The sequence below is a fragment of the Deltaproteobacteria bacterium genome (assembly GCA_040223695.1).
Taxonomy (GTDB): domain Bacteria; phylum Desulfobacterota_D; class UBA1144; order Nemesobacterales; family UBA2774; genus JAVKFU01.
The window spans coordinates 139,734-158,484 of record JAVKFU010000013.1 but is presented as its reverse complement, the minus strand read 5'-3'; the positions used below and the strand labels follow the sequence as shown (position 1 = coordinate 158,484).

13 protein-coding genes are annotated in these 18,751 nt (G+C 45.9%); 9 read left to right on the top strand and 4 right to left on the bottom strand.

The annotated features are described in order from the left end of the window. Nucleotides 1-26 precede the first annotated feature (26 nt). From RIG61_03685 to RIG61_03670, 4 genes are all read left to right on the top strand, one after another. The gene (locus tag RIG61_03685) at nucleotides 27-731 is read left to right on the top strand and encodes a glycosyltransferase family 2 protein (GenBank protein ID MEQ9618259.1); all 705 of its coding nucleotides are present in this window, start codon (nucleotides 27-29) and stop codon (nucleotides 729-731) included. Beyond that, on the top strand, nucleotides 712-2,043 hold the full coding sequence (locus RIG61_03680; GenBank protein MEQ9618258.1) for a hypothetical protein: 1,332 nt from the start codon (nucleotides 712-714) through the stop codon (nucleotides 2,041-2,043). The genes RIG61_03685 and RIG61_03680 overlap by 20 nt, the downstream gene beginning before the upstream one ends. 15 nt (nucleotides 2,044-2,058) lie before the next feature. Continuing rightward, complete coding sequence (locus RIG61_03675) at nucleotides 2,059-3,369, top strand: phospholipid carrier-dependent glycosyltransferase (protein MEQ9618257.1); 1,311 nt, start codon at nucleotides 2,059-2,061, stop codon at nucleotides 3,367-3,369. Between the two features lie 82 nt (nucleotides 3,370-3,451). Then, the gene (locus RIG61_03670) at nucleotides 3,452-4,069 is read left to right on the top strand and encodes a GtrA family protein (protein ID MEQ9618256.1); all 618 of its coding nucleotides are present in this window, start codon (nucleotides 3,452-3,454) and stop codon (nucleotides 4,067-4,069) included. A gap of 1 nt (nucleotide 4,070) precedes the next feature. Here the strand turns inward: RIG61_03670 and RIG61_03665 are convergent, their stop codons facing one another. The 4 genes from RIG61_03665 to RIG61_03650 form a co-directional block, all read right to left on the bottom strand. Then, nucleotides 4,071-5,285, bottom strand: a complete 1,215-nt coding sequence (locus RIG61_03665) for a hypothetical protein (GenBank protein ID MEQ9618255.1) — start codon at nucleotides 5,283-5,285, stop codon at nucleotides 4,071-4,073. Nucleotides 5,286-5,328: 43 nt separating this feature from the next. Further along, nucleotides 5,329-6,555 carry a hypothetical protein gene (locus RIG61_03660; protein MEQ9618254.1) on the bottom strand — a complete coding sequence of 409 codons (1,227 nt, stop codon included), beginning with the start codon at nucleotides 6,553-6,555 and terminating at the stop codon, nucleotides 5,329-5,331. A gap of 13 nt (nucleotides 6,556-6,568) precedes the next feature. Continuing rightward, nucleotides 6,569-7,261: a polyprenol monophosphomannose synthase gene (locus RIG61_03655; protein MEQ9618253.1), complete on the bottom strand. Its 693-nt coding sequence runs from the start codon at nucleotides 7,259-7,261 to the stop codon at nucleotides 6,569-6,571. Nucleotides 7,262-7,337: 76 nt separating this feature from the next. After that, nucleotides 7,338-8,441: a glycosyltransferase family 39 protein gene (locus RIG61_03650; GenBank protein MEQ9618252.1), complete on the bottom strand. Its 1,104-nt coding sequence runs from the start codon at nucleotides 8,439-8,441 to the stop codon at nucleotides 7,338-7,340. Between the two features lie 160 nt (nucleotides 8,442-8,601). On the opposite strand from RIG61_03650, the gene RIG61_03645 reads away from it, so the two are divergent. The 5 genes from RIG61_03645 (at nucleotide 8,602) to RIG61_03625 (ending at nucleotide 18,714) form a co-directional block, all read left to right on the top strand. Beyond that, nucleotides 8,602-9,795, top strand: coding sequence for a hypothetical protein (locus RIG61_03645; GenBank protein ID MEQ9618251.1), 1,194 nt, complete (start codon nucleotides 8,602-8,604; stop codon nucleotides 9,793-9,795). A gap of 67 nt (nucleotides 9,796-9,862) precedes the next feature. Next, complete coding sequence (locus RIG61_03640) at nucleotides 9,863-10,474, top strand: CPBP family intramembrane glutamic endopeptidase (protein MEQ9618250.1); 612 nt, start codon at nucleotides 9,863-9,865, stop codon at nucleotides 10,472-10,474. Between the two features lie 137 nt (nucleotides 10,475-10,611). Continuing rightward, a complete protein-coding gene (locus RIG61_03635; protein ID MEQ9618249.1) occupies nucleotides 10,612-12,351 on the top strand; it encodes an NAD+ synthase in 1,740 nt (579 codons plus the stop codon). A 200-nt stretch (nucleotides 12,352-12,551) separates the two neighbouring features. After that, nucleotides 12,552-17,156: a glutamate synthase large subunit gene (gene gltB / locus RIG61_03630; GenBank protein MEQ9618248.1), complete on the top strand. Its 4,605-nt coding sequence runs from the start codon at nucleotides 12,552-12,554 to the stop codon at nucleotides 17,154-17,156. A 73-nt stretch (nucleotides 17,157-17,229) separates the two neighbouring features. Next, a complete protein-coding gene (locus tag RIG61_03625) occupies nucleotides 17,230-18,714 on the top strand; it encodes a glutamate synthase subunit beta (GenBank protein ID MEQ9618247.1) in 1,485 nt (494 codons plus the stop codon). Nucleotides 18,715-18,751: the final 37 nt, after the last annotated feature.

The window sequence follows — 18,751 nt, the reverse complement described above, 5'->3', positions numbered from 1 at the left end:
GTGGATCAAGTCTCTAAATTTGAAATATGAGCAAAAATTTTTCCATTAGCGTTATTCTCCCCGCATATAATGAGGAAGAAAATATAAAAGGAACTGTGGACAATTGTGTTCTTTATCTTGAAAATATGGCCGGGGGATATGAAGTTATAGTCGTAAATGATGGCTCTGTTGATAGGACCCGGGCTATTGTGAATGAACTCTCCTTGGCTAATTCTAAAATTATTCTGGTTAATCATGATGTAAACAGGGGATACGGATCAGCGCTCAGAAGCGGTTTTGACGCTGCTACGCTGGAATATATATTTTTTATGGATAGTGACGGACAGTTCGATATTCTGGACCTAGACCGGCTGCTTCGGCACGCGGGTGAAAAAGAGATCGTTATAGGTTACAGGGAGAATAGAGCGGATTCCATGATACGTTCTTTAAACGCCTGGCTCTACAGTATGTATATCAGATTAATTTTCGGACTCGGGGTAAAGGATATGGATTGCGCGTTTAAAATTTTTCCTAAAAAGGCTTATCAATCTGTAAAACCCATAAAGGCTGATGGAGCGCTATTCAGCGCAGAATTCCTTATAAAACTGAAGAAAAAAGGATACAATCTGATAGAAGTTCCCGTACGTCATTTTCCCCGCAAATTCGGGGACCAGTCCGGAGCCGATATTCATGTAATTCTTAAAATGTTCAGGGAATCATGGAAACTTAGAAATGAACTCAGAGACGGATAAACAACTGAACTATCTGAGGAATCCCTATGTTCTTTTATCCGTGATACTCCTTGGTGGCTTTATCCTCAGATTGTTTCTTTCCATGTTTCTGACCTATGAGCCTGATTTCGATGTCTGGAGAGGCTGGGGTCGTCAGATCGCGATCGCGGGCTTCGGCGGTTTTTACGACAGATACTGGTGTGATTATATGCCGGGCTATCTCTACGTGCTTTGGCTGCTTGACAATATTCATAGGACATTCCCCGCCCTATCTCCGGAAATCCTATTCAAGCTTCCGGCTAATCTTTCCGATGTCGGCATATCAGCGCTGATATTCTTTGCCCTTAGAGACATTACCAGTGTCAGGAACGCGATGATCGCAGCCGCGGTCTATTTGTTTAATCCTGCTTCTCTCTCCAACTCCACTTTCTGGGGGCAGGTGGATTCTTTCCATACTCTGCCTATATTGTTTTCCGTGTTTTTAGGATTGAGGAAACATTTTGTCCTTTCGGGTCTTTTTGCCGCTACGGCATTTATGATTAAGCCGCAGAGCATAGTAATTTTCCCGGTAATAGGATTTATTGCGATTAAGCCCGTTCTGGATTCGCTCCCAAAAATCGGGTTCAGACATTATATCCCCGCTGTTAAATTCGTGATGGCAATAATATTTTCATTGATTATAATAACGCTTCCTTTCATCTGGGACGATCTTGATTCTCTCGGCTACCTCATTACGGGTCCTGTCGATTTGATAAGGGAAAGATTTGAAACAGCGTACAAGCAGTATGAGTTCACTTCACTAAATGCGTTTAACTTCTGGGGCTCTTTTGCGATGTGGGTTAATGATGAGATTTTATTTCTGGGCTTGTCGTACAAGACATGGGGAACTTTAATATTCGGATCAATTTACGCTCTGCTAATGGGATTGTTGCTCAGGTCAACATTACTCCGGCGTCACAGGGAAGGTAAAGAATTCACTTATTTGATATTTGAAACAATCGCCCTTGTTCTCTTTTCACTTTTTCTTTTTGTAACGCGGGCGCATGAGCGCCACCTTCTACCTGCGATAGTCTTTTTTACGTTAATTACCTTTCGTACTTGGATATTCTGGTACATGTATGCTATTGTGTCGTGTGTTTACGTAATCAACATGATTTATTCCTATATACAGCTTACGACTAAATACAGCGGAGTCCCGGAAAATGTAGATCTGGTTATGAGGGCCGCAATGTTTTCTCTCTATCTTAGCGCTTTTATCATAGTGCTGATTCACTTTATAATAATTACGGTTAAGTATAAGAATCCTGTAAATTCGGTTATCCCTCGCAATTGATATTCACGGAGAAAAGTGTCACTACAATCTTCAATAATTAAGTATAAATATGAGCTGTTTCTTCTTCTGATACTAATTTTTAGTATCGGCGTCAGATTGTATCGTCTGGAAATTCCGAAGAGTTACTACTTTGACGAAGTGTACTATGCTTTTACCGCTCAGGAAATGGCCAAGGGAAACAGAGCAGCGTGGGAGAGCTACCACGAGGCGCCTGAGGACCTGGCATATGAATGGACCCACCCGCCTCTCGGAAAGGAAATAAGCGCGCTGGGAATTTTGATATTCGGCAACAATACCTTTGGCTGGAGATTCTTCCAGGCTCTCTTCGGCGGACTCGGGGCTCTGTTTATTTATCTGCTCGGGAAAAATTTGTTTCAGAGCAAAGGAGCCGGTTTGATAGCAGCGCTTCTTTACAGCTTTGATTCTTTTCTTTTCGTGTTAAGCCGTATTACCATGGTCGATATATTTATGGCCGATTTTCTGCTCCTTGCCTCTCTGTTTATTGTTAAGTACGCAAGGACTAGAAAGAATTTATTCCTGGTACTGACCGGATTCTTTTGCGGCGCGGCGATGTCTATAAAGTGGAGCGGAGTGTATATAACGGAATTTCTGGCCGGGGTGGCTTTCTTGTTGATATATTACTTTGAGGTCTACACATCCGAGTCTCGGGGAAAGTCATTTGTTGCCTCTATTTTGAAGATAATTCCTAGAATGATTCTGGCTTTCGGAGTGATTCCCTTAATAGTTTATATTGCGACATACATACCCTTTTTCTATTACGGCAATTCGCTTGGTGATTTCATTTCACTTCAAGCTAATATGTACAATTATCACGGCGGTGTGACGGATACTCATCCATACCAGTCGGCCTGGTGGCAATGGCCTTTATTAATAAGACCCGTATATCTGCACTTTGAGGACCTGAGTAACGGCCTGCGTTCTAATATATATATGCTGGGCAACCCGTTTATATGGTGGACCGGGCTTCTGTTTTTTATCCTCGGCGTTGTTCAGGTTATAAGAAAAGAGATGCCGTCGCTTGTGTTTGCCGTTGTAAGCGTTCTCGCCTACTGGCTCCCCTGGGCATTTTCGCCAAGAAAAATAGTTTTCCTTTATCATTTTATGCCTTCATTCCTTTTTATTCTTTTGATCAGTTCTTATTTTTTAAACAGCTTGTGGTCTAGGTCAAAGAAAGGTAAGTTGCTGGTGATAATATATTTTTTCTTGGCGGCGGGAGTTTTTATCTATTTCTATCCGGTAGTGGCCGCGGTTCCGGTAAAGGATGCGGAGCTCACCCGTTTTATGTGGCTGAAAACCTGGAGATAGGTATTGAGAGTTTTCACCGGAATCCTTATCCCCGGCCTGTTGATTTTCTACGGGACCGTTTATCGGTCTTTCGGATGATTATATGAAGAGAACGGATTTTTTCAGCTCGCTTATCATCGGTTTTATAATTTCCATATTTTTCATTGCGATTTTGCGAACGCTGAGAAGCGAAATATATATAGGGAATATTTCCTTTAATTTTATTTGGCCGCCCCTGCTGATAATTCCTCCTGTCTTCGTCGTTCTATGGGTCTATTTGGCCTCTCACCTCGAAACCAGACGGAATATTCTTTTTCAGTTCGGCAAATTTATTCCTATCGGAGTGTCCAATACTGCTATCGATTTCGGTGTGTTGAATTTTTTGATTTTCATTTCGGGTGAAGAGAAGGGAATTCTGTATACTATTTTTAAAAGCGTCTCGTTTCTATGCGCGGCGACAAACAGCTACGCGTGGAATAAGTTCTGGACATTTGAAAGCAGAGAAACGAGAGGCATGGGAAAGCAGTTTTTTAAATTCATAATCGTATCCTTTATCGGTTTTGTCATTAATGTGACTGTCGCGTCTTTCATAGTCAATGTGATAGGGCCCATGGGTAATATATCGCCGATTATATGGGCAAATATCGGGGCATTCGCGTCAATTGTCTTTGTAATAATCTGGGATTTCCTGGGTTATAAATATCTGGTTTTTAAGAAATAGCTCAATATACTACCCAGCCGAATTTGTTTATCCAAAGTACCCCCCACAGGTTCACGAGAACGCCGATTATTATCAGTACTTTGTGATGCCATTTCACATCGTTACCCATTCCTTTTACCGTAAGCAAGAAGAGAAACGGATAGAAGTCCAGTGCAAATCTGTATCCGAACTGAGCGAATCCCCAGGTGCCGTGGCAGAAATCTACAAACGCGATAAGAATAATTGAGAGCCAGCACCCGGCTGCAATTTTGTTTCTTATGCCTGCAAAGAAGGCATAAATGAATGCAGGCGTCGTAATCCAGATTGCCATTCCGTGCCATCCGGGGACTATGTACGGGAATTCATCAATTATCCTGGGGAAACCGAGAAATATCACTTTCAGGTGTCTCGGTATGTATGTGACATCGAATATGCCTTTCTGATACCAGGGTTCTTCGAGTACTCCGGGTATCAGGTAGTAGGAAATATCCAGTGGTGTATCAAATCTCATATAGTTATAAGCAAAATTAAACATTACAAAAATGCCGGCTCCCACTCCGAACCAGACAAGGGGTCGTAAATTGATTCTTCCGATAATACTTTTTGTCCGTTCGCTATGGAGCCACTCCCCCGAGTACATCGCCAGGAAGAATGGAAACGAGAGTATCGTAGGGAGGCGCGACCAGTATGAGGCTCCCAGGGCTGCTCCTGCGAGAATAGGATGGCGGTTTTTTAAGGCGCACAGGATGGCGATTAGCAAGAATGTCGTTGACACCGTCTGTGAGAACGTCCAGACACCGCCTGCTGTCGCTACCCACCAGTGCAGGGTACCGAAGCCGAACATTGCGGTTGACCAGATCTGAACGCTTGTTTGTTTTGTGAGCGCTCTTGCGGCCAGGAAAGCCAGGGCCACGTTGATGCTCCCGAAGAAAATAGATATTAATGTCTGATCTGTGGACAGGCCGAATAGGGCGACCACCGGTAGAATCAATATTGCCGGAAGAGGCGGCGGTATAATATAATATCTACCTTCGTAGGGGGCGAGCTCGAGCCAGTTTAAATTTTCGTTAAGGTGAAGGCGCCCGTTTAAAAAGGCGTCTGCCAGACGCACGAAGTTATTATACGGAGTCGGGAGTTCCACCCGTGTTAAAAAATAAACAACGAATGTAACGGAAAATATTAAAAGAGCGGCTACGGCGATTTTATGAGTATCACCGCTTGGGTTTTGATTTTCCATCTTCAGAAAAAAGGTTGGGCTTGTTATTATTGTTTATGAAGAATTATAGCACCCAACCGAATTTGTTTATCCAGACAACTCCCCACATGTTAACCAGAACGCTTATACAAATAAGTGCTTTCTGGTCCCATGTCAAATCTGATATGTCTGTAAGGTTCTTCTTTATTCCGAGAGCCGTCAATATTAAGAGAAAGGGGTAGAAGTCAACGGCGAATCGATAACCGAACTGTTTCCATCCCACCCCGCCGTGTATAAACAATACGGCAGCGATGGGTATTATTGCCGACCAGCATGCTAAAGAGAATTTATTTCTGATTCCGGCGAAAAGGGAATAAATGAACGCGGGTGTGGTTATCAAAATAGACATGCCCATGTAATCGGGTTTGACGTACGGCGCCGCCGAGCTAAATACGGGGGGTTTAAGAAGAAAAGTCCACAGGTGATCCGGAATATAGGATATGTGGAATAACCCTTTATCATAGAACCAGGGCTCTCTTGCCGCTTGAATATCGTATGCGATGTCGAATATGGTGTTGAACCTCAGGTAGTTATAAGCGAAGTTCAGAATTATAAATATACCGACTCCGAGGCCGAATTTAAGCAGGGGGATAAAATCAACCCTTTTCAGGGGGTTGGAGGTATTTACACTCTTGACCCATAAACCGGAGAGCATTATCAGAAAGAAAGGAACCGACAGAATAACCGGCAATCGGCACCAGTATGACGCTCCCAGTAATAGGCCGATTAATAAAGCGCGTTTTTTACCCAGCGTTTCGATAATTGCGGCGGTAAGGAAGAAGAACGATGCCACGTGAGCGAAGAACCATGCATTGCCTATGCTCGCCAGATACCAGTGTATAGTCCCGAATCCGAACAGGATCGTCATCCAGATCTGAAGTCGCAGATTATTCGTTACCCGCCTCATCAGAAAAAATACGAGTGCCACGTTTAGACTCCCCCAAAAAACGGAGGCCAGTGTCTGGTTGGCTTCCATACCGGATATGGCGGCCTGGGGCAGGAGAAAGAAGGCCGGCATGGGTGGATAAATTACATAGTATCTCCCGTCAATATTTATTAGTTCGTTAAGCCACGTTATATTTTCTAAGAGATAAGTCCTTCCGTGCAGAAATGCATCGGCAAGGGGTACAAAGTAGTGGTACGGTGTTTTTTCCCCTTCTCCCGTCAGGAAATAAACTAAAAATGTTACTGAAAAAAAGATAAGTGCCGTTAATAAATAGGTCCGCTTTTGAATGATTCGGGTAAGATTCATCATCTGTCCGGTGTTAAAAGATTTTATATATGTATAGTCCGGCTACCTGGATCAGGTAGTCGAGAATTACATTGCTGTTTAATTTGGTTTCCCCGTACATACGGTCCCGAAACGTTATAGGGACCTCGATTACCCTCTCGTAGTTTCCCCTTACAAGTATCTCAAGCCCTATTTTAAACCCTTTCGGATTTAACTCGACGTTGTCAATCACATCGCGCTTCAGAAAAAAAAATCCCGACATCGGGTCCTTGATACTGGTAAGCCCGCAAGCCGCCAATGTAGCCAGTCTGGAAGATATTTTTCTGCTCAAAGACCATTCCTCGATTTCCCCCCTGTTTATATATCTGCTCCCGATTACAATGTCCGCTTCCCCTTCTATAATGGGATTGACCAGTTCAGGTATTTTCTCGGGCGGATGGCTTAAATCCGCGTCCATGACCCCTAATATTTTGCTGCGGGAGGCTCGGAAGCCCTCCAATACCGCGGAGGAAAGCCCCCTTTCATTAAGCCTCCGCATTACTGCCAGCCTGGTGTGGCTCTTTTTGAGCTCCTCTGCTTTCTTCCAGGTTTCATCCGGGGAGTTGTCATCTACAATAACTACGCTCCCTTCGAGGTTTGCCTCTTCGAAGTTTCTGAATATTAACTCGACCAGAAGGGGTATGTTTTCTGCTTCGTTATATGTCGGTACGATTAAGGTTATGTCCATTTTTTTGATGCCGGGCGTTAAATCGCTAAGTTACCCTCATTTGTATAATTCAACAATTATCTCTTTGAATATTATCTCAAAAGGCCCATCTGAATCTGATAAAGAGAGAGAGGAAAAGCGCGTAGAAAACAAGCGATAAAAATATGATTAGATAGTTAACCTCCTTCCGCCTGCCCAGGATGGATAACGCTATAAATATAGGGAAAATCGAAAGGGTATATCTGGGTATGCTCAGCCAGAATGAAGTAGAAGTAACCGTGAGCCATGTCAGAAGGGCATATACTCCGTAAGACAGACGCAGACGGAAAAAGGAATAAATAATTAAAATTAGCCCCAGAGCAGCGAATATGATTTCCGCCCAGCCTCCGAGAAGCGCATCTGCAGGTTTACGCCAGAAAATACCGCTCCAGGCGGAGAAAAACCCCTTAATGGGCAAGGCGAGTTCTTTTGACCAATGCCCTTTTTGAAATTCCAGGAATTTGAACGGATCGCCGAAGGTCACGTAATTGATAACCAGATAGAATAACAGACCCAAGCCCACTGCTCCCAGCCACAGAATTTCTTTTCTTGTGTTTTTTATCTTGTATTCATTTTGATACAGATACTCGATTACCAGGACGGGCAGGAGGATAATGCCGGTTATTCTGGTCGCCGCAGCCAGCATTCCCGCGGTTCCCGAAAGGGCCCATTTACTTCTTCTCGCGTAGTAAAGGCTCGCTACGGTAAACACTAAAAAAAGACTCTCCGTATAAGGCGCGTGAAAGAAATATGCGGTTGGGAATATGGAGATATATATTCCCGCTCTTAAGGCATCGTCGTCATCGTAATCAATCCTGACCAGTTTAAAGAGGTAAACGACCGCCCCGGCATATGCGATATTAGAGACCAGAAGCGCCGAGAACAGATAATCTTTAAATGCAAACGAAAAGATTTTAATAATGAAGGGGTAAAGAGGGAAGAATACTATTTGCAATTTTTTTTCGTCGATTGCTGAGTTTGTATAACCGTACTGCGCTATATCCAGATAATGCTGAGTGTCCCATGTGTTCCATATTGATATAACAGAGTCGGGGAACGTGTCTTCAAGTAGAACAAAAGCCGCATAGGCAAGAAAAAAGGTTCCGATTATCGTGACGATTATTATTACGGATAATTCTCTCAGCGGACTATTGAGTTTCATCGTATTGGGCTAATTATTCTCTGACCGAAAACTAATACAGAGTTTTTTACTCGAATTCAATATTCGTATATTATGTTAATCTAACTTTCTCGATTATTGAATAATTATTTCAATATTGTCTATGAATCTATACGCTCCACGGGATAATAAATATTCCCCTTTGTTGCTTGCCCTTCTTTTTTGCGTGACGGGATTTCTGGTCTATTTTCTGACGCAGCCCGGAACCGAGAACCCTTTTAACTATTTCACCTATCTTGCCGATGCTTTTCTGCACGGAAGGTTGTACGTAACGGACACACCTTTCTATTTCGAGGAGCTTGTTATAAGGGACGGAAAATCATACGTGATATATCCTCCCATGCCGGCTGTGCTAATCATGCCCTTTGTAGCCGTTTGGGGAACTTCCTTCAATCAGGCTCTCGCGTCGCTCGTGTTGGGCGGTGTCAATATTTCACTGGTTTATCTGATAACGAGGAGATTAACGGGGAACAGGGAGCTTCAGTTCTGGATCACTCTCTTGTTCGGGTTCGGCTCTATTCACTGGTATACGGCGACAGTGGGCTCCGTATGGTATTTCGCCCAGATAACCTCCATGTTCTTTTTGCTTCTTGCCGTGCACTCGACGCTCAGCGGACGAAGCTCTTTATTGATAGGCCTTCTTCTGGGCGCTTCATACTGGTCCAGGTTAACTACTGTACTGAGCCTGCCTTTTTTTATTATCATGATTTCAAATTTGTCTTTTCCCGATAAAAAGGAGTTTTCTGTCCTTAAAAAGATTAGAATAAGACCGATTCTGCTCCTTTGCGCGGGCTTGGGCATTTTCATTCTGCTAAATTTTCTCTATAACTATTTGAGGTTCGGATCTCCGTTTGATGTAGCATATGCACTTCATACGATAACTCCTGCCAAGGAAAAAGTCTCGCCCTGGTTTAACAAGGGTTTATTCAGTCTTTCGTATATTCGGCACCATCTATATGTTTTTCTGCTTCACCCCCCCGTTTTTATCGACAGCTGGCCTTATGTAATTCCTTCAAAAGCAGGCCTTTCGGTTTTTATTACTACGCCTGCTTTCATATTCGCTTTTTTTGCCGGGTGGAGAAACAGGCTGACTATAGCGTGCTGGTCGGCTATCATACCGATCGCCTTTCTTATCTTTATTAAAAGCGGGACGGGATGGACGCAATTCGGGTACCGGTACGCAATGGACTTCTACCCGTTTCTTCTTCTGCTTACTGTAATAGATATCGGAGATAAACTAAAATGGTATCACAGACTTTTGATAATTCTCGGCATCCTGGTCAATATCTGGGGAGTATTATTTATAAACATATTTGGGTGGTACAGGCTTTATTGACCGGAATGAGCCGGTTATGTATTTTTACGCTGTAAATATTCAAATCGCTCATTTCAGCACCCTCTAAATGAAAACAGATTACAAGACAAGTAAGTACCTGGTTCCTTTATTCTTCTACGCCCTGCTGATTTCAATTGTCTTCACTCTGAATCTATTTTTACCCTGGCAATACGTAATTTCCGTTTCAGCGCTTTTGATGCTCTCAATTCCCCTAGTTCTCAAAGCTGATATGAACGATCTCGGGTGGGATTTGAGGGGGGTGCTACTCGGAGTCGCGGTGTCGGCGGTTATTTTACTTATTTATCTCGCTGTATTAGCCGCATACGGTTTTTTTTACGGAAAAACGCTCACTTTAAATAATCTTTCTTTTTCATTCATTCTCCTGCAGCTCTTTCTCGTCGCTTTGCCCGAAGAGGTGTTCTTCAGGGGTTACCTTCAGCAAAAAATCGGGAACAGCATAAAAGGCATAATAATTGTGAGTCTCCTCTTCGCCCTCGGGCATTTTGTCACGCTCTGCCTGGGCGGAGGACACGGCCTGGCCGTGTGTTCCCAAGCTGTGCTCACCTTCTTTCCCTCGCTCGTAATGGGATACCTGTATTACGTTACAGGCACCCTTTGGGCAAGCATACTGTTTCATTTCCTTGCCAATCTCGTTCATATCTCGGTCGGCCTGTCGTAGTGAAAATGTAGTTTCGTCTGCCGCGGCTCAAGAGCGGTTTTACAGAGCGCGGGAATTATACGTTCTCACAGGCATTGGTTAATTTACTGTAATTATTTTACTTCTTTGAGTATTATAATTTCTGTTAAGGGAGCGATATGGATACGTTCAGGATCGGTCTTGCGCAAATAAATGTAAGTGTAGGGGATATCTGGGGTAATCTCGATAAGATCCTCGGGCACATAAAATCTGCCAAAGAGTCGGATGTGGACATCCTGTGCTTTCCGGAGCTCGCGATAACCGGTTACCCCCCCGAGGATCTTCTTCTCAAGCCGAAATTCTTAAGCGATAACCTGAATGCGCTTGAGGAAGTAAGAAAGTCTTCAGAAGGGCTTGTGGTTGTGGTGGGTTTTGCCGACAGGGGAGAAGATATCTATAACGCGGCCGCAGTGTTGCACAACGGGAGAATAGTAGATATTTATCGAAAGCATTATCTCCCCAACTATGGTGTGTTTGATGAAAACAGGTATTTTCAGTCAGGTGTGAGAGCGCCTGTCTATAAGATGGGCAAATTGATATTCGGCGTGAACGTTTGCGAGGATATTTGGTATCCCGGGGATCCGGCCAGAAGCCAGTCGCTTAACGGCGGCGCCCAGTTAATAATAAATATTTCCTCCTCCCCCTATTACTCTTCCAAGGTAAGGGCAAGAGAGCAGATGCTAATAACAAGGGCTAAGGACTATTCCGTAATTGTCGCTTTTTGTAACCTCGTCGGGGGGCAGGATGAGCTTTTGTTTGACGGCCACAGCGTCGTTGTGAGTGAACGCGGTGAAATACTCGCAAGGGCGAAAGGGTTTGAGGAAGATATGATTGTTTCCGATATTAACATCAACAGGGTTTTCAGATCCCGAATCCACGATCCCAGAAGGAGAAAGGAGCAGCTTGTTCTCAAAGTTCACGAGGAGAAAGCGGAAGTAATAAATATCGAGGTAAAGAAAAATAAAAAAGCCCGTAAATCCGGAATAAAGCCCAAGACCGAGGATTTTTTCACAGTAGAGGAGGAGATTTTCAATGCGCTTGTTTTAGGAACACGGGACTATGTAACTAAAAACGGTTTTAAAAAGGCTGTGATCGGATTGAGCGGCGGAATCGATTCGGCGCTCGTCTCCGCGGTGGCCAGGGAAGCCCTCGGAAAAGATAACGTTATAGGTGTAATGATGCCTTCCAGATACAGCTCGGAAGGCAGTATAAAAGACTCCCGGAAATTATCGAAAAATCTTGGGATAGAGGTTATCAGGATACCGATAGAGAAAGCATTCGGCGCCTTTGCCGATATGCTTGACGAAGTGTTTTCGGGAACGAAACAGGACAGTACGGAAGAAAACCTCCAGGCTCGAATTAGAGGCAATATTCTCATGGCGCTATCCAACAAATTCGGCTGGCTTGTTCTCACCACTGGCAACAAGAGCGAGATGAGCGTTGGGTACTGTACGCTATACGGTGATATGGCAGGCGGGTTTGCGGTAATTAAGGACGTGCCGAAAACTATGGTTTACAAACTTTCCGAGTACTACAATTCATCGAAGAATAAGGAAATGATACCGGTATCGATTTTACACAAGCCCCCCTCGGCCGAACTCAGGCCCGATCAGCTGGATACGGATTCGCTGCCTCCGTATGAAGTTCTGGATCCCATATTGAAGGCATACGTTGAAGATGACCTCAGCGTCGGGGAGATTGTTTCACTCGGATTTAAGGAAGCCGTTGTAAAGAAGGTTATAAGAATGGTCGATAGCAACGAATATAAAAGAAGACAAGCTCCTCCGGGCATCAAGATAACCCCCAGGGCATTTGGCAAAGACCGCCGCTTTCCAATCACCAATTTGTACAGAGAGTAACCGGTACGGCTCTATAATGCGCCTTATTAGTTTTTATGGTATACTGCGCTGCAGGGGTCGGTGAGTAAATTATCCCGTGTTGACTTGCGGTTTTTTTCATCTAACATAATTGAGGGGGCTATTAGGCCCTGATTTAGGGCCAGTCCTTTTAATTAAACTTATTTAATTCTTATATACTAGAGCGGTAGGAAGGTGTTGTTATGAAGCCCGTTGGATATCCGACAAAACAGGGTCTTTACGACCCACAGTTTGAGCACGATTCGTGTGGTATAGGGTTTGTTGTCAATATTAAAGGTAAAAAGTCGTACGATATAGTAAAAAACGCTATTACTGTGCTCAAAAATCTCCAGCACCGGGGTGCATGCGGGTGCGAGGAAAACACCGGCGACGGAGCCGGAATTCTGATGCAAAAGCCCCATAAATTCTTTAAAAAGGTTGCTGAAGAGGCGGGAATCTCGCTACCATCTTCGGAAGAATATGGAACCGGCATAATTTTTCTCTCGCCGAATGCCGCCGACAGAAAAGATTGCATAAATACTTTTGAGAAGATTATAAAGGAAGAAGGATTGTCCGTAATAGGCTGGCGGGATGTTCCTACCGATAATTCGTCTCTGGGTCATACTGCTAAAAGCTGCGAGCCGTATATAAAGCAGATTTTTATATACCGGAGGCCCGAGCTTGCGGATGATATGGATTTTGAGCGTAAGCTTTATATAATAAGAAAACGCGCCGAGAATGAAATACGGTTTTCCGGCATTAATGGAGGCGAGTATTTCTATATTACGAGTCTTTCGAACAAAACGGTTGTTTATAAGGGAATGCTGACTACATGGCAGCTCGAAGAATACTACCCTGAATTAAATGACGAGGATATGGAATCGGCCATAGCGCTCGTCCACTCGCGTTTCAGTACCAACACATTTCCGAGCTGGGACCGCTCACACCCCTACCGATATATAATCCACAACGGCGAGATAAATACATTAAGAGGCAATATTAACTGGATGCACGCGCGTGAAGCCGTTCTTTCCTCGGATTTATTCGGAGATGAGCTGGAAAAAACATTTCCGATTATTCAGCCCGACGGCAGCGACTCGGCTAATTTCGACAACTGCGTTGAGTTCCTGACTCTTGCCGGACGCCCCATTGAGCACGCTGTAATGATGATGATCCCCGAGCCGTGGTCTAACCATGAGACTATGAGCGATGAGAAGAAGGCTTTTTACGAATATCACAGCTGTCTCATGGAACCGTGGGACGGACCTGCCTCGATCGCTTTCACAGACGGCACCAAAGTAGGCGCGGTTCTGGACAGGAACGGACTACGTCCCTCCCGTTATTATGTGACCAAGGACGACCTCGTAATTATGGGCTCTGAGGTCGGAGTGCTGGAGGTTCCGGCCGATATGATACTGCAAAAGGGCAGACTTCAGCCGGGCAGGATGTTTTTAATCGACACCGAGGAAGGGCGGATAGTCGAGGATGAGGAGCTTAAGAACAAGCTTGCCGGGGAAAAACCCTACAGGAAGTGGCTGAACGATAATCTGGTAAACCTTGCCGATATACCCGACCCTGATGAAGAAGTGGAAATCAGGGAATTCAGTCATGAACAGATACTGAAAAGACAAAGAACTTTCGGCTATACGTTTGAGGACCTGAGAATAATTATGGGGCCCATGGCAAGTAACGCCGTTGAGCCTCTGGGATCGATGGGAAAAGACACCCCGGTTGCGGTTCTGTCAAGCAAGCCCAGACTCCTCTATGAGTATTTCAAGCAGTTGTTCGCTCAGGTCACTAACCCCGCAATCGACGCTATTAGAGAGGAACTCATCACGGCAACAGCCGTTACGATAGGCCTCGAGCGTAACATACTCGACCCGCAGCCTGAGAACTGCCGCATGATCGAGCTAGACAGCCCGATACTGACCAATAAACAGCTGGAACGAATAAGGGCACTTGATAACGAAGACTTTAAGTCCGTTACCCTGCCGATTCTATTTGATCCGTCCGGCGGCAGCGAAGGGCTTGAAAATGCGCTTGAGAATTTATTTGAAGAGGCTGATAGGGCAATTTCCGAAGGAGCGAATTTGATAATCCTTTCCGACAGGGGTTTTGATAAAAACAGGGCTCCCATTCCCGCGCTTCTGGCTTCTTCGGGCCTGCATCATCACCTTATAAGAAACGGAAACAGGCTTAAAGTAGCCTTGATCCTTGAGTCGGGCGAGCCTCGAGAGGTGCATCACTTCGCTCTCCTTATAGGGTACGGAGTAAGCGCGATAAATCCCTACCTTGCGTACGAGACGCTCGGCGATATGATAGACGAGGGGATGTTAGAGGATATAGATAAAAAAACAGCCGTAAAGAACTATATAAAGAGCATTGTAAAGGGCGTTGTAAAAACGATGTCCAAAATCGGCATTTCAGCCGTGCAGAGCTATCACGGCGCTCAAATATTCGAGGCTATAGGTCTTAACCACGAGTTTGTGGACAAATATTTCACGTGGACCCCTACGAGAATTAAAGGCGCCGGGATTGAGATAATTACCGAAGAGATACGGATGAGGCACGAAGTGGCTTTCCCCGAGCGCGATGTAGAAACGGATACTCTCGATGTTGGAGGAATTTATCAGTGGCGTCCCGGGGGAGAGCATCATGCATTTAATCCCAGAAGCGTTCATATGCTCCAGAACGCGTGCCGTTCCGATAGTTATGAAAGCTTTAAGAAATTTTCAAGTCTTGTAAACGACGAATCCAAACAGCTATGCACTTTAAGAGGCCTGCTGGATCTTAAATTCGAACCGACCCCTATTCCGCTTGATGAAGTCGAGTCCGTTGAATCTATCTGCAAGCGTTTTAAAACAGGCGCTATGTCGTATGGCGCGATAAGCAAGGAAGCCCACGAGGGCCTTGCCATCGCCATGAACAGAATCGGCGGAAAGAGTAATACGGGGGAGGGTGGAGAAGACCCGGCGCGGTATTCAATGGATTCAAACGGGGATTCCAGAAAGAGCGCGATCAAGCAGGTGGCATCCGGAAGGTTCGGAGTAACAAGCGAGTATCTTGTCAACTCGGAGGAGATTCAAATCAAGATTGCCCAGGGTGCGAAACCGGGTGAGGGCGGGCAGCTTCCGGGTAAGAAGGTATACCCCTGGATAGCTAAAGTCAGGCTTTCAACTCCGGGAGTCGGATTGATTTCGCCGCCGCCTCATCACGATATTTACTCAATCGAGGATCTGGCCGAGCTTATTCATGACCTTAAAAACGCGAATCATAAGGCGCGAATAAACGTCAAGCTCGTGTCTGAGGTCGGTGTGGGCACTATAGCGGCTGGCGTGGCAAAGGGGCATGCGGATGTAATTCTTATAAGCGGTTACGACGGGGGCACCGGAGCGTCACCTCAAACCAGCATTCAGCACGCCGGTCTTCCCTGGGAACTCGGGCTCGCGGAAACTCATCAGACCCTGCTTGTGAACAATCTGAGGAGCAGGGTTGTTCTCGAAACCGACGGTCAGATGAAAACCGGGCGAGACGTTGTAATTGCGGCGCTCTTCGGCGCAGAAGAATTCGGATTCTCCACAGCTCCGCTGATCGTCCTCGGGTGCATTATGATGCGCGTGTGCCACCTCGATACCTGTCCCGTGGGAGTGGCGACTCAAAACCCGGAGCTGCGTAAAAAGTTCACGGGCGACCCGGGCCATGTGGTCAATTTCATGCGGTTTATTGCGGAAGAGGTGAGAGAAATTATGGCTCAGCTCGGATTCAGAACAATAAATGAAATGATCGGAAGAACCGACAAGCTCGAGATGAGGAAGGTAGTAGATCACTGGAAAGCGAAGGGACTCGATTTATCCGATATCCTGTATCAGCCCGATGTGCCTTCGGATTGGGGCAGGTACTCTCAAATGGAGCAGGACCATGGGCTCACTGAAGCGCTCGATAACAAGGTCCTGCTAGAAATCTGCAAACCGGCGATCGAGAAGGGAGAACCTATAGAGGCCATAATACCGATAAAAAATGTTAACAGGACCGTTGGAACTATACTGGGGAGCGAGCTCACGAGAAGGTACGGTTCAGAAGGTCTGCCCGAGGACACGGTACGCCTCCACTTCAACGGGTCCGCTGGTCAGAGTTTCGGGGCTTTCGTACCCAAACCTATGACAATGATACTGGAAGGGGATTCCAACGATTATATTGGCAAGGGGCTTTCCGGCGGAAAGATAATCGTATATCCGCCGAAAGGATCCACATTTAAAGCCGAAGAAAATATTATCATAGGAAACGTAGCGTTTTACGGCGCCACAGGCGGCGAGGCGTATATCAAGGGCAAGGCCGGAGAGCGGTTCTGTGTGCGCAACAGCGGAGTGAGGGCTGTCGTTGAGGGAGTAGGCGATCACGCCTGTGAATATATGACCGGGGGGCGTGTAGTTGTGCTCGGCCCGGCAGGCAGGAATTTTGCGGCGGGCATGTCGGGTGGAATAGCTTACGTTCTGGATGAAAAGGGTAATTTCCCGATACTGTGCAATCATGAGATGGTGGACCTCGATACCCCCGACCAGGAAGATACAGAAGAAATCAAGGATATGATAAAAAGGCATGTTGAATATACACACAGTGAAAGAGGTAGAGAGATTCTTGCACGCTGGGTGCAGATATCCAGTCAATTTGTAAAAGTAATGCCCAAGGACTATAAGAGAATGCTTGAAGCCATCAAGAAGGTGCAGGAAACCGGTCTTAGCGGGGATGAGGCTCTTATGGCTGCATTTGAAGAAAATAAAAGAGACCTGGCCCGAGTCAGCGGCAATTAATTCTCCCTTAACCATACTAATGATTATTTGATCTCCACAAAATCGGATCGAACAATTAACTGGAGGAAGTTTAATGGGTGACCCCACTGGTTTTATGGAACATGATAGAGAGCTTGAGCCTGATCGTTCACCTTCCGTGCGTATAAAGGACTGGAAGGAGTTTCATAAACACCTGCCGGAAGTAAAGTTGAAAGTTCAGGGATCAAGGTGCATGGATTGCGGTATTCCGTTTTGTCAGACCGGGACTATGCTGAACGGTTCGACGTCCGGCTGTCCCGTTTATAATCTTATTCCCGAATGGAACGATCTCGTATACAGGGGCTTATGGAAAGAAGCGCTGGAGCGTCTTCATAAAACCAATAATTTCCCCGAATTTACGGGCAGGGTCTGTCCCGCGCCATGTGAGGGGTCATGTGTGCTGGGCATTAACGAGCCCGCCGTTACTATCAAAACAATAGAGTGCGCTATAATAGACAAGGGATTTGAAGAAGGGTGGGTCCGTCCCGAGATTCCCGAGACGAGGACCGGGAAAAAGGTTGCTATTGTAGGTTCGGGGCCCGCCGGTCTTTCCTGCGCCGCACAGCTGAATAAGGCTGGGCACTCAGTTACGGTTTATGAGAGGGACGATAGAATAGGCGGACTTCTGATGTACGGTATCCCCAATCCTCATCTTGACAAGGCGATCGTCCAGCGCAGGGTGGATCTTCTGGCCGAGGAAGGAGTAAAGTTTGTCACCGAAACGGAGATAGGCAGGGATTACCCGGCGGACAAGCTAACGAACGAGTATGACGCCGTGGTGATTTGCACCGGCGCTACAAAACCGCGCGACCTTCCGGTGGAGGGCAGGGAGCTGGGCGGAATTCACTTCGCCATGGAATATCTCAAAGCAAATACGAAAAGTTTGCTTGACAGCAATCTTGAAGACGGAAACTACATATCCGCTAAAGACAAAGACGTGATTGTGCTCGGCGGCGGTGATACGGGTACCGACTGTGTCGCCACCGCAATGCGTCACGTTTGCAGGAGCTTGCTTCAATTCGAAATCCTGCCGAGGCCGCCGCTCGAACGGGCGCTCGATAATCCCTGGCCGCAGTGGCCGAGGGTCTATACGCTCAGTTACGGACAGGAAGAAGCCATGTCCGTTTTCGGGGAAGACCCGAGAAGGTATCAGGTGCTGACAAAAAAATTCGTCGGCGATAGCCATGGAAACGTTAAGGAGTTACATACAATAGAGATAGAGTGGCAAAAAGGGGATAACGGACGCCCCTCTTTCAGGGAGGTGCCGGGGACCGAAAAGGTATGGCCGGCGCAGCTTGTATTGCTTGCGCTCGGGTTTCTCGGTCCTGAAGCTTATCTTCTGGAGCAGATGAATGTCGAGAGTGACGAACGCTCCAATGCGAAGGCTGAATACGGAAAATATACGACAAATATAGAAGGCGTATTTGCAGCGGGTGACGCGCGGCGCGGCCAGAGTCTCATTGTATGGGCTATAAACGAAGGGCGTGAGGCCGCAAGGGAATGCGACCGCTATCTGATGGGCTCGACTAATTTACCCTAACTGCATTTTCAAAATTTCTCCTATATATTGGTGCAGT

Coding starts and splice junctions, on each gene's coding strand:
- RIG61_03665 (MEQ9618255.1), bottom strand. CDS start 5,285: ATGGAAAATCAAAACCCAAGCGGTGATACTCATAAAATCGCCGTAGCC.
- RIG61_03685 (MEQ9618259.1), top strand. CDS start 27: ATGAGCAAAAATTTTTCCATTAGCGTTATTCTCCCCGCATATAATGAG.
- RIG61_03625 (MEQ9618247.1), top strand. CDS start 17,230: ATGGGTGACCCCACTGGTTTTATGGAACATGATAGAGAGCTTGAGCCT.
- RIG61_03680 (MEQ9618258.1), top strand. CDS start 712: ATGAACTCAGAGACGGATAAACAACTGAACTATCTGAGGAATCCCTAT.
- RIG61_03660 (MEQ9618254.1), bottom strand. CDS start 6,555: ATGAATCTTACCCGAATCATTCAAAAGCGGACCTATTTATTAACGGCA.
- gltB (MEQ9618248.1), top strand. CDS start 12,552: ATGAAGCCCGTTGGATATCCGACAAAACAGGGTCTTTACGACCCACAG.
- RIG61_03650 (MEQ9618252.1), bottom strand. CDS start 8,441: ATGAAACTCAATAGTCCGCTGAGAGAATTATCCGTAATAATAATCGTC.
- RIG61_03635 (MEQ9618249.1), top strand. CDS start 10,612: ATGGATACGTTCAGGATCGGTCTTGCGCAAATAAATGTAAGTGTAGGG.
- RIG61_03670 (MEQ9618256.1), top strand. CDS start 3,452: ATGAAGAGAACGGATTTTTTCAGCTCGCTTATCATCGGTTTTATAATT.
- RIG61_03655 (MEQ9618253.1), bottom strand. CDS start 7,261: ATGGACATAACCTTAATCGTACCGACATATAACGAAGCAGAAAACATA.
- RIG61_03640 (MEQ9618250.1), top strand. CDS start 9,863: ATGAAAACAGATTACAAGACAAGTAAGTACCTGGTTCCTTTATTCTTC.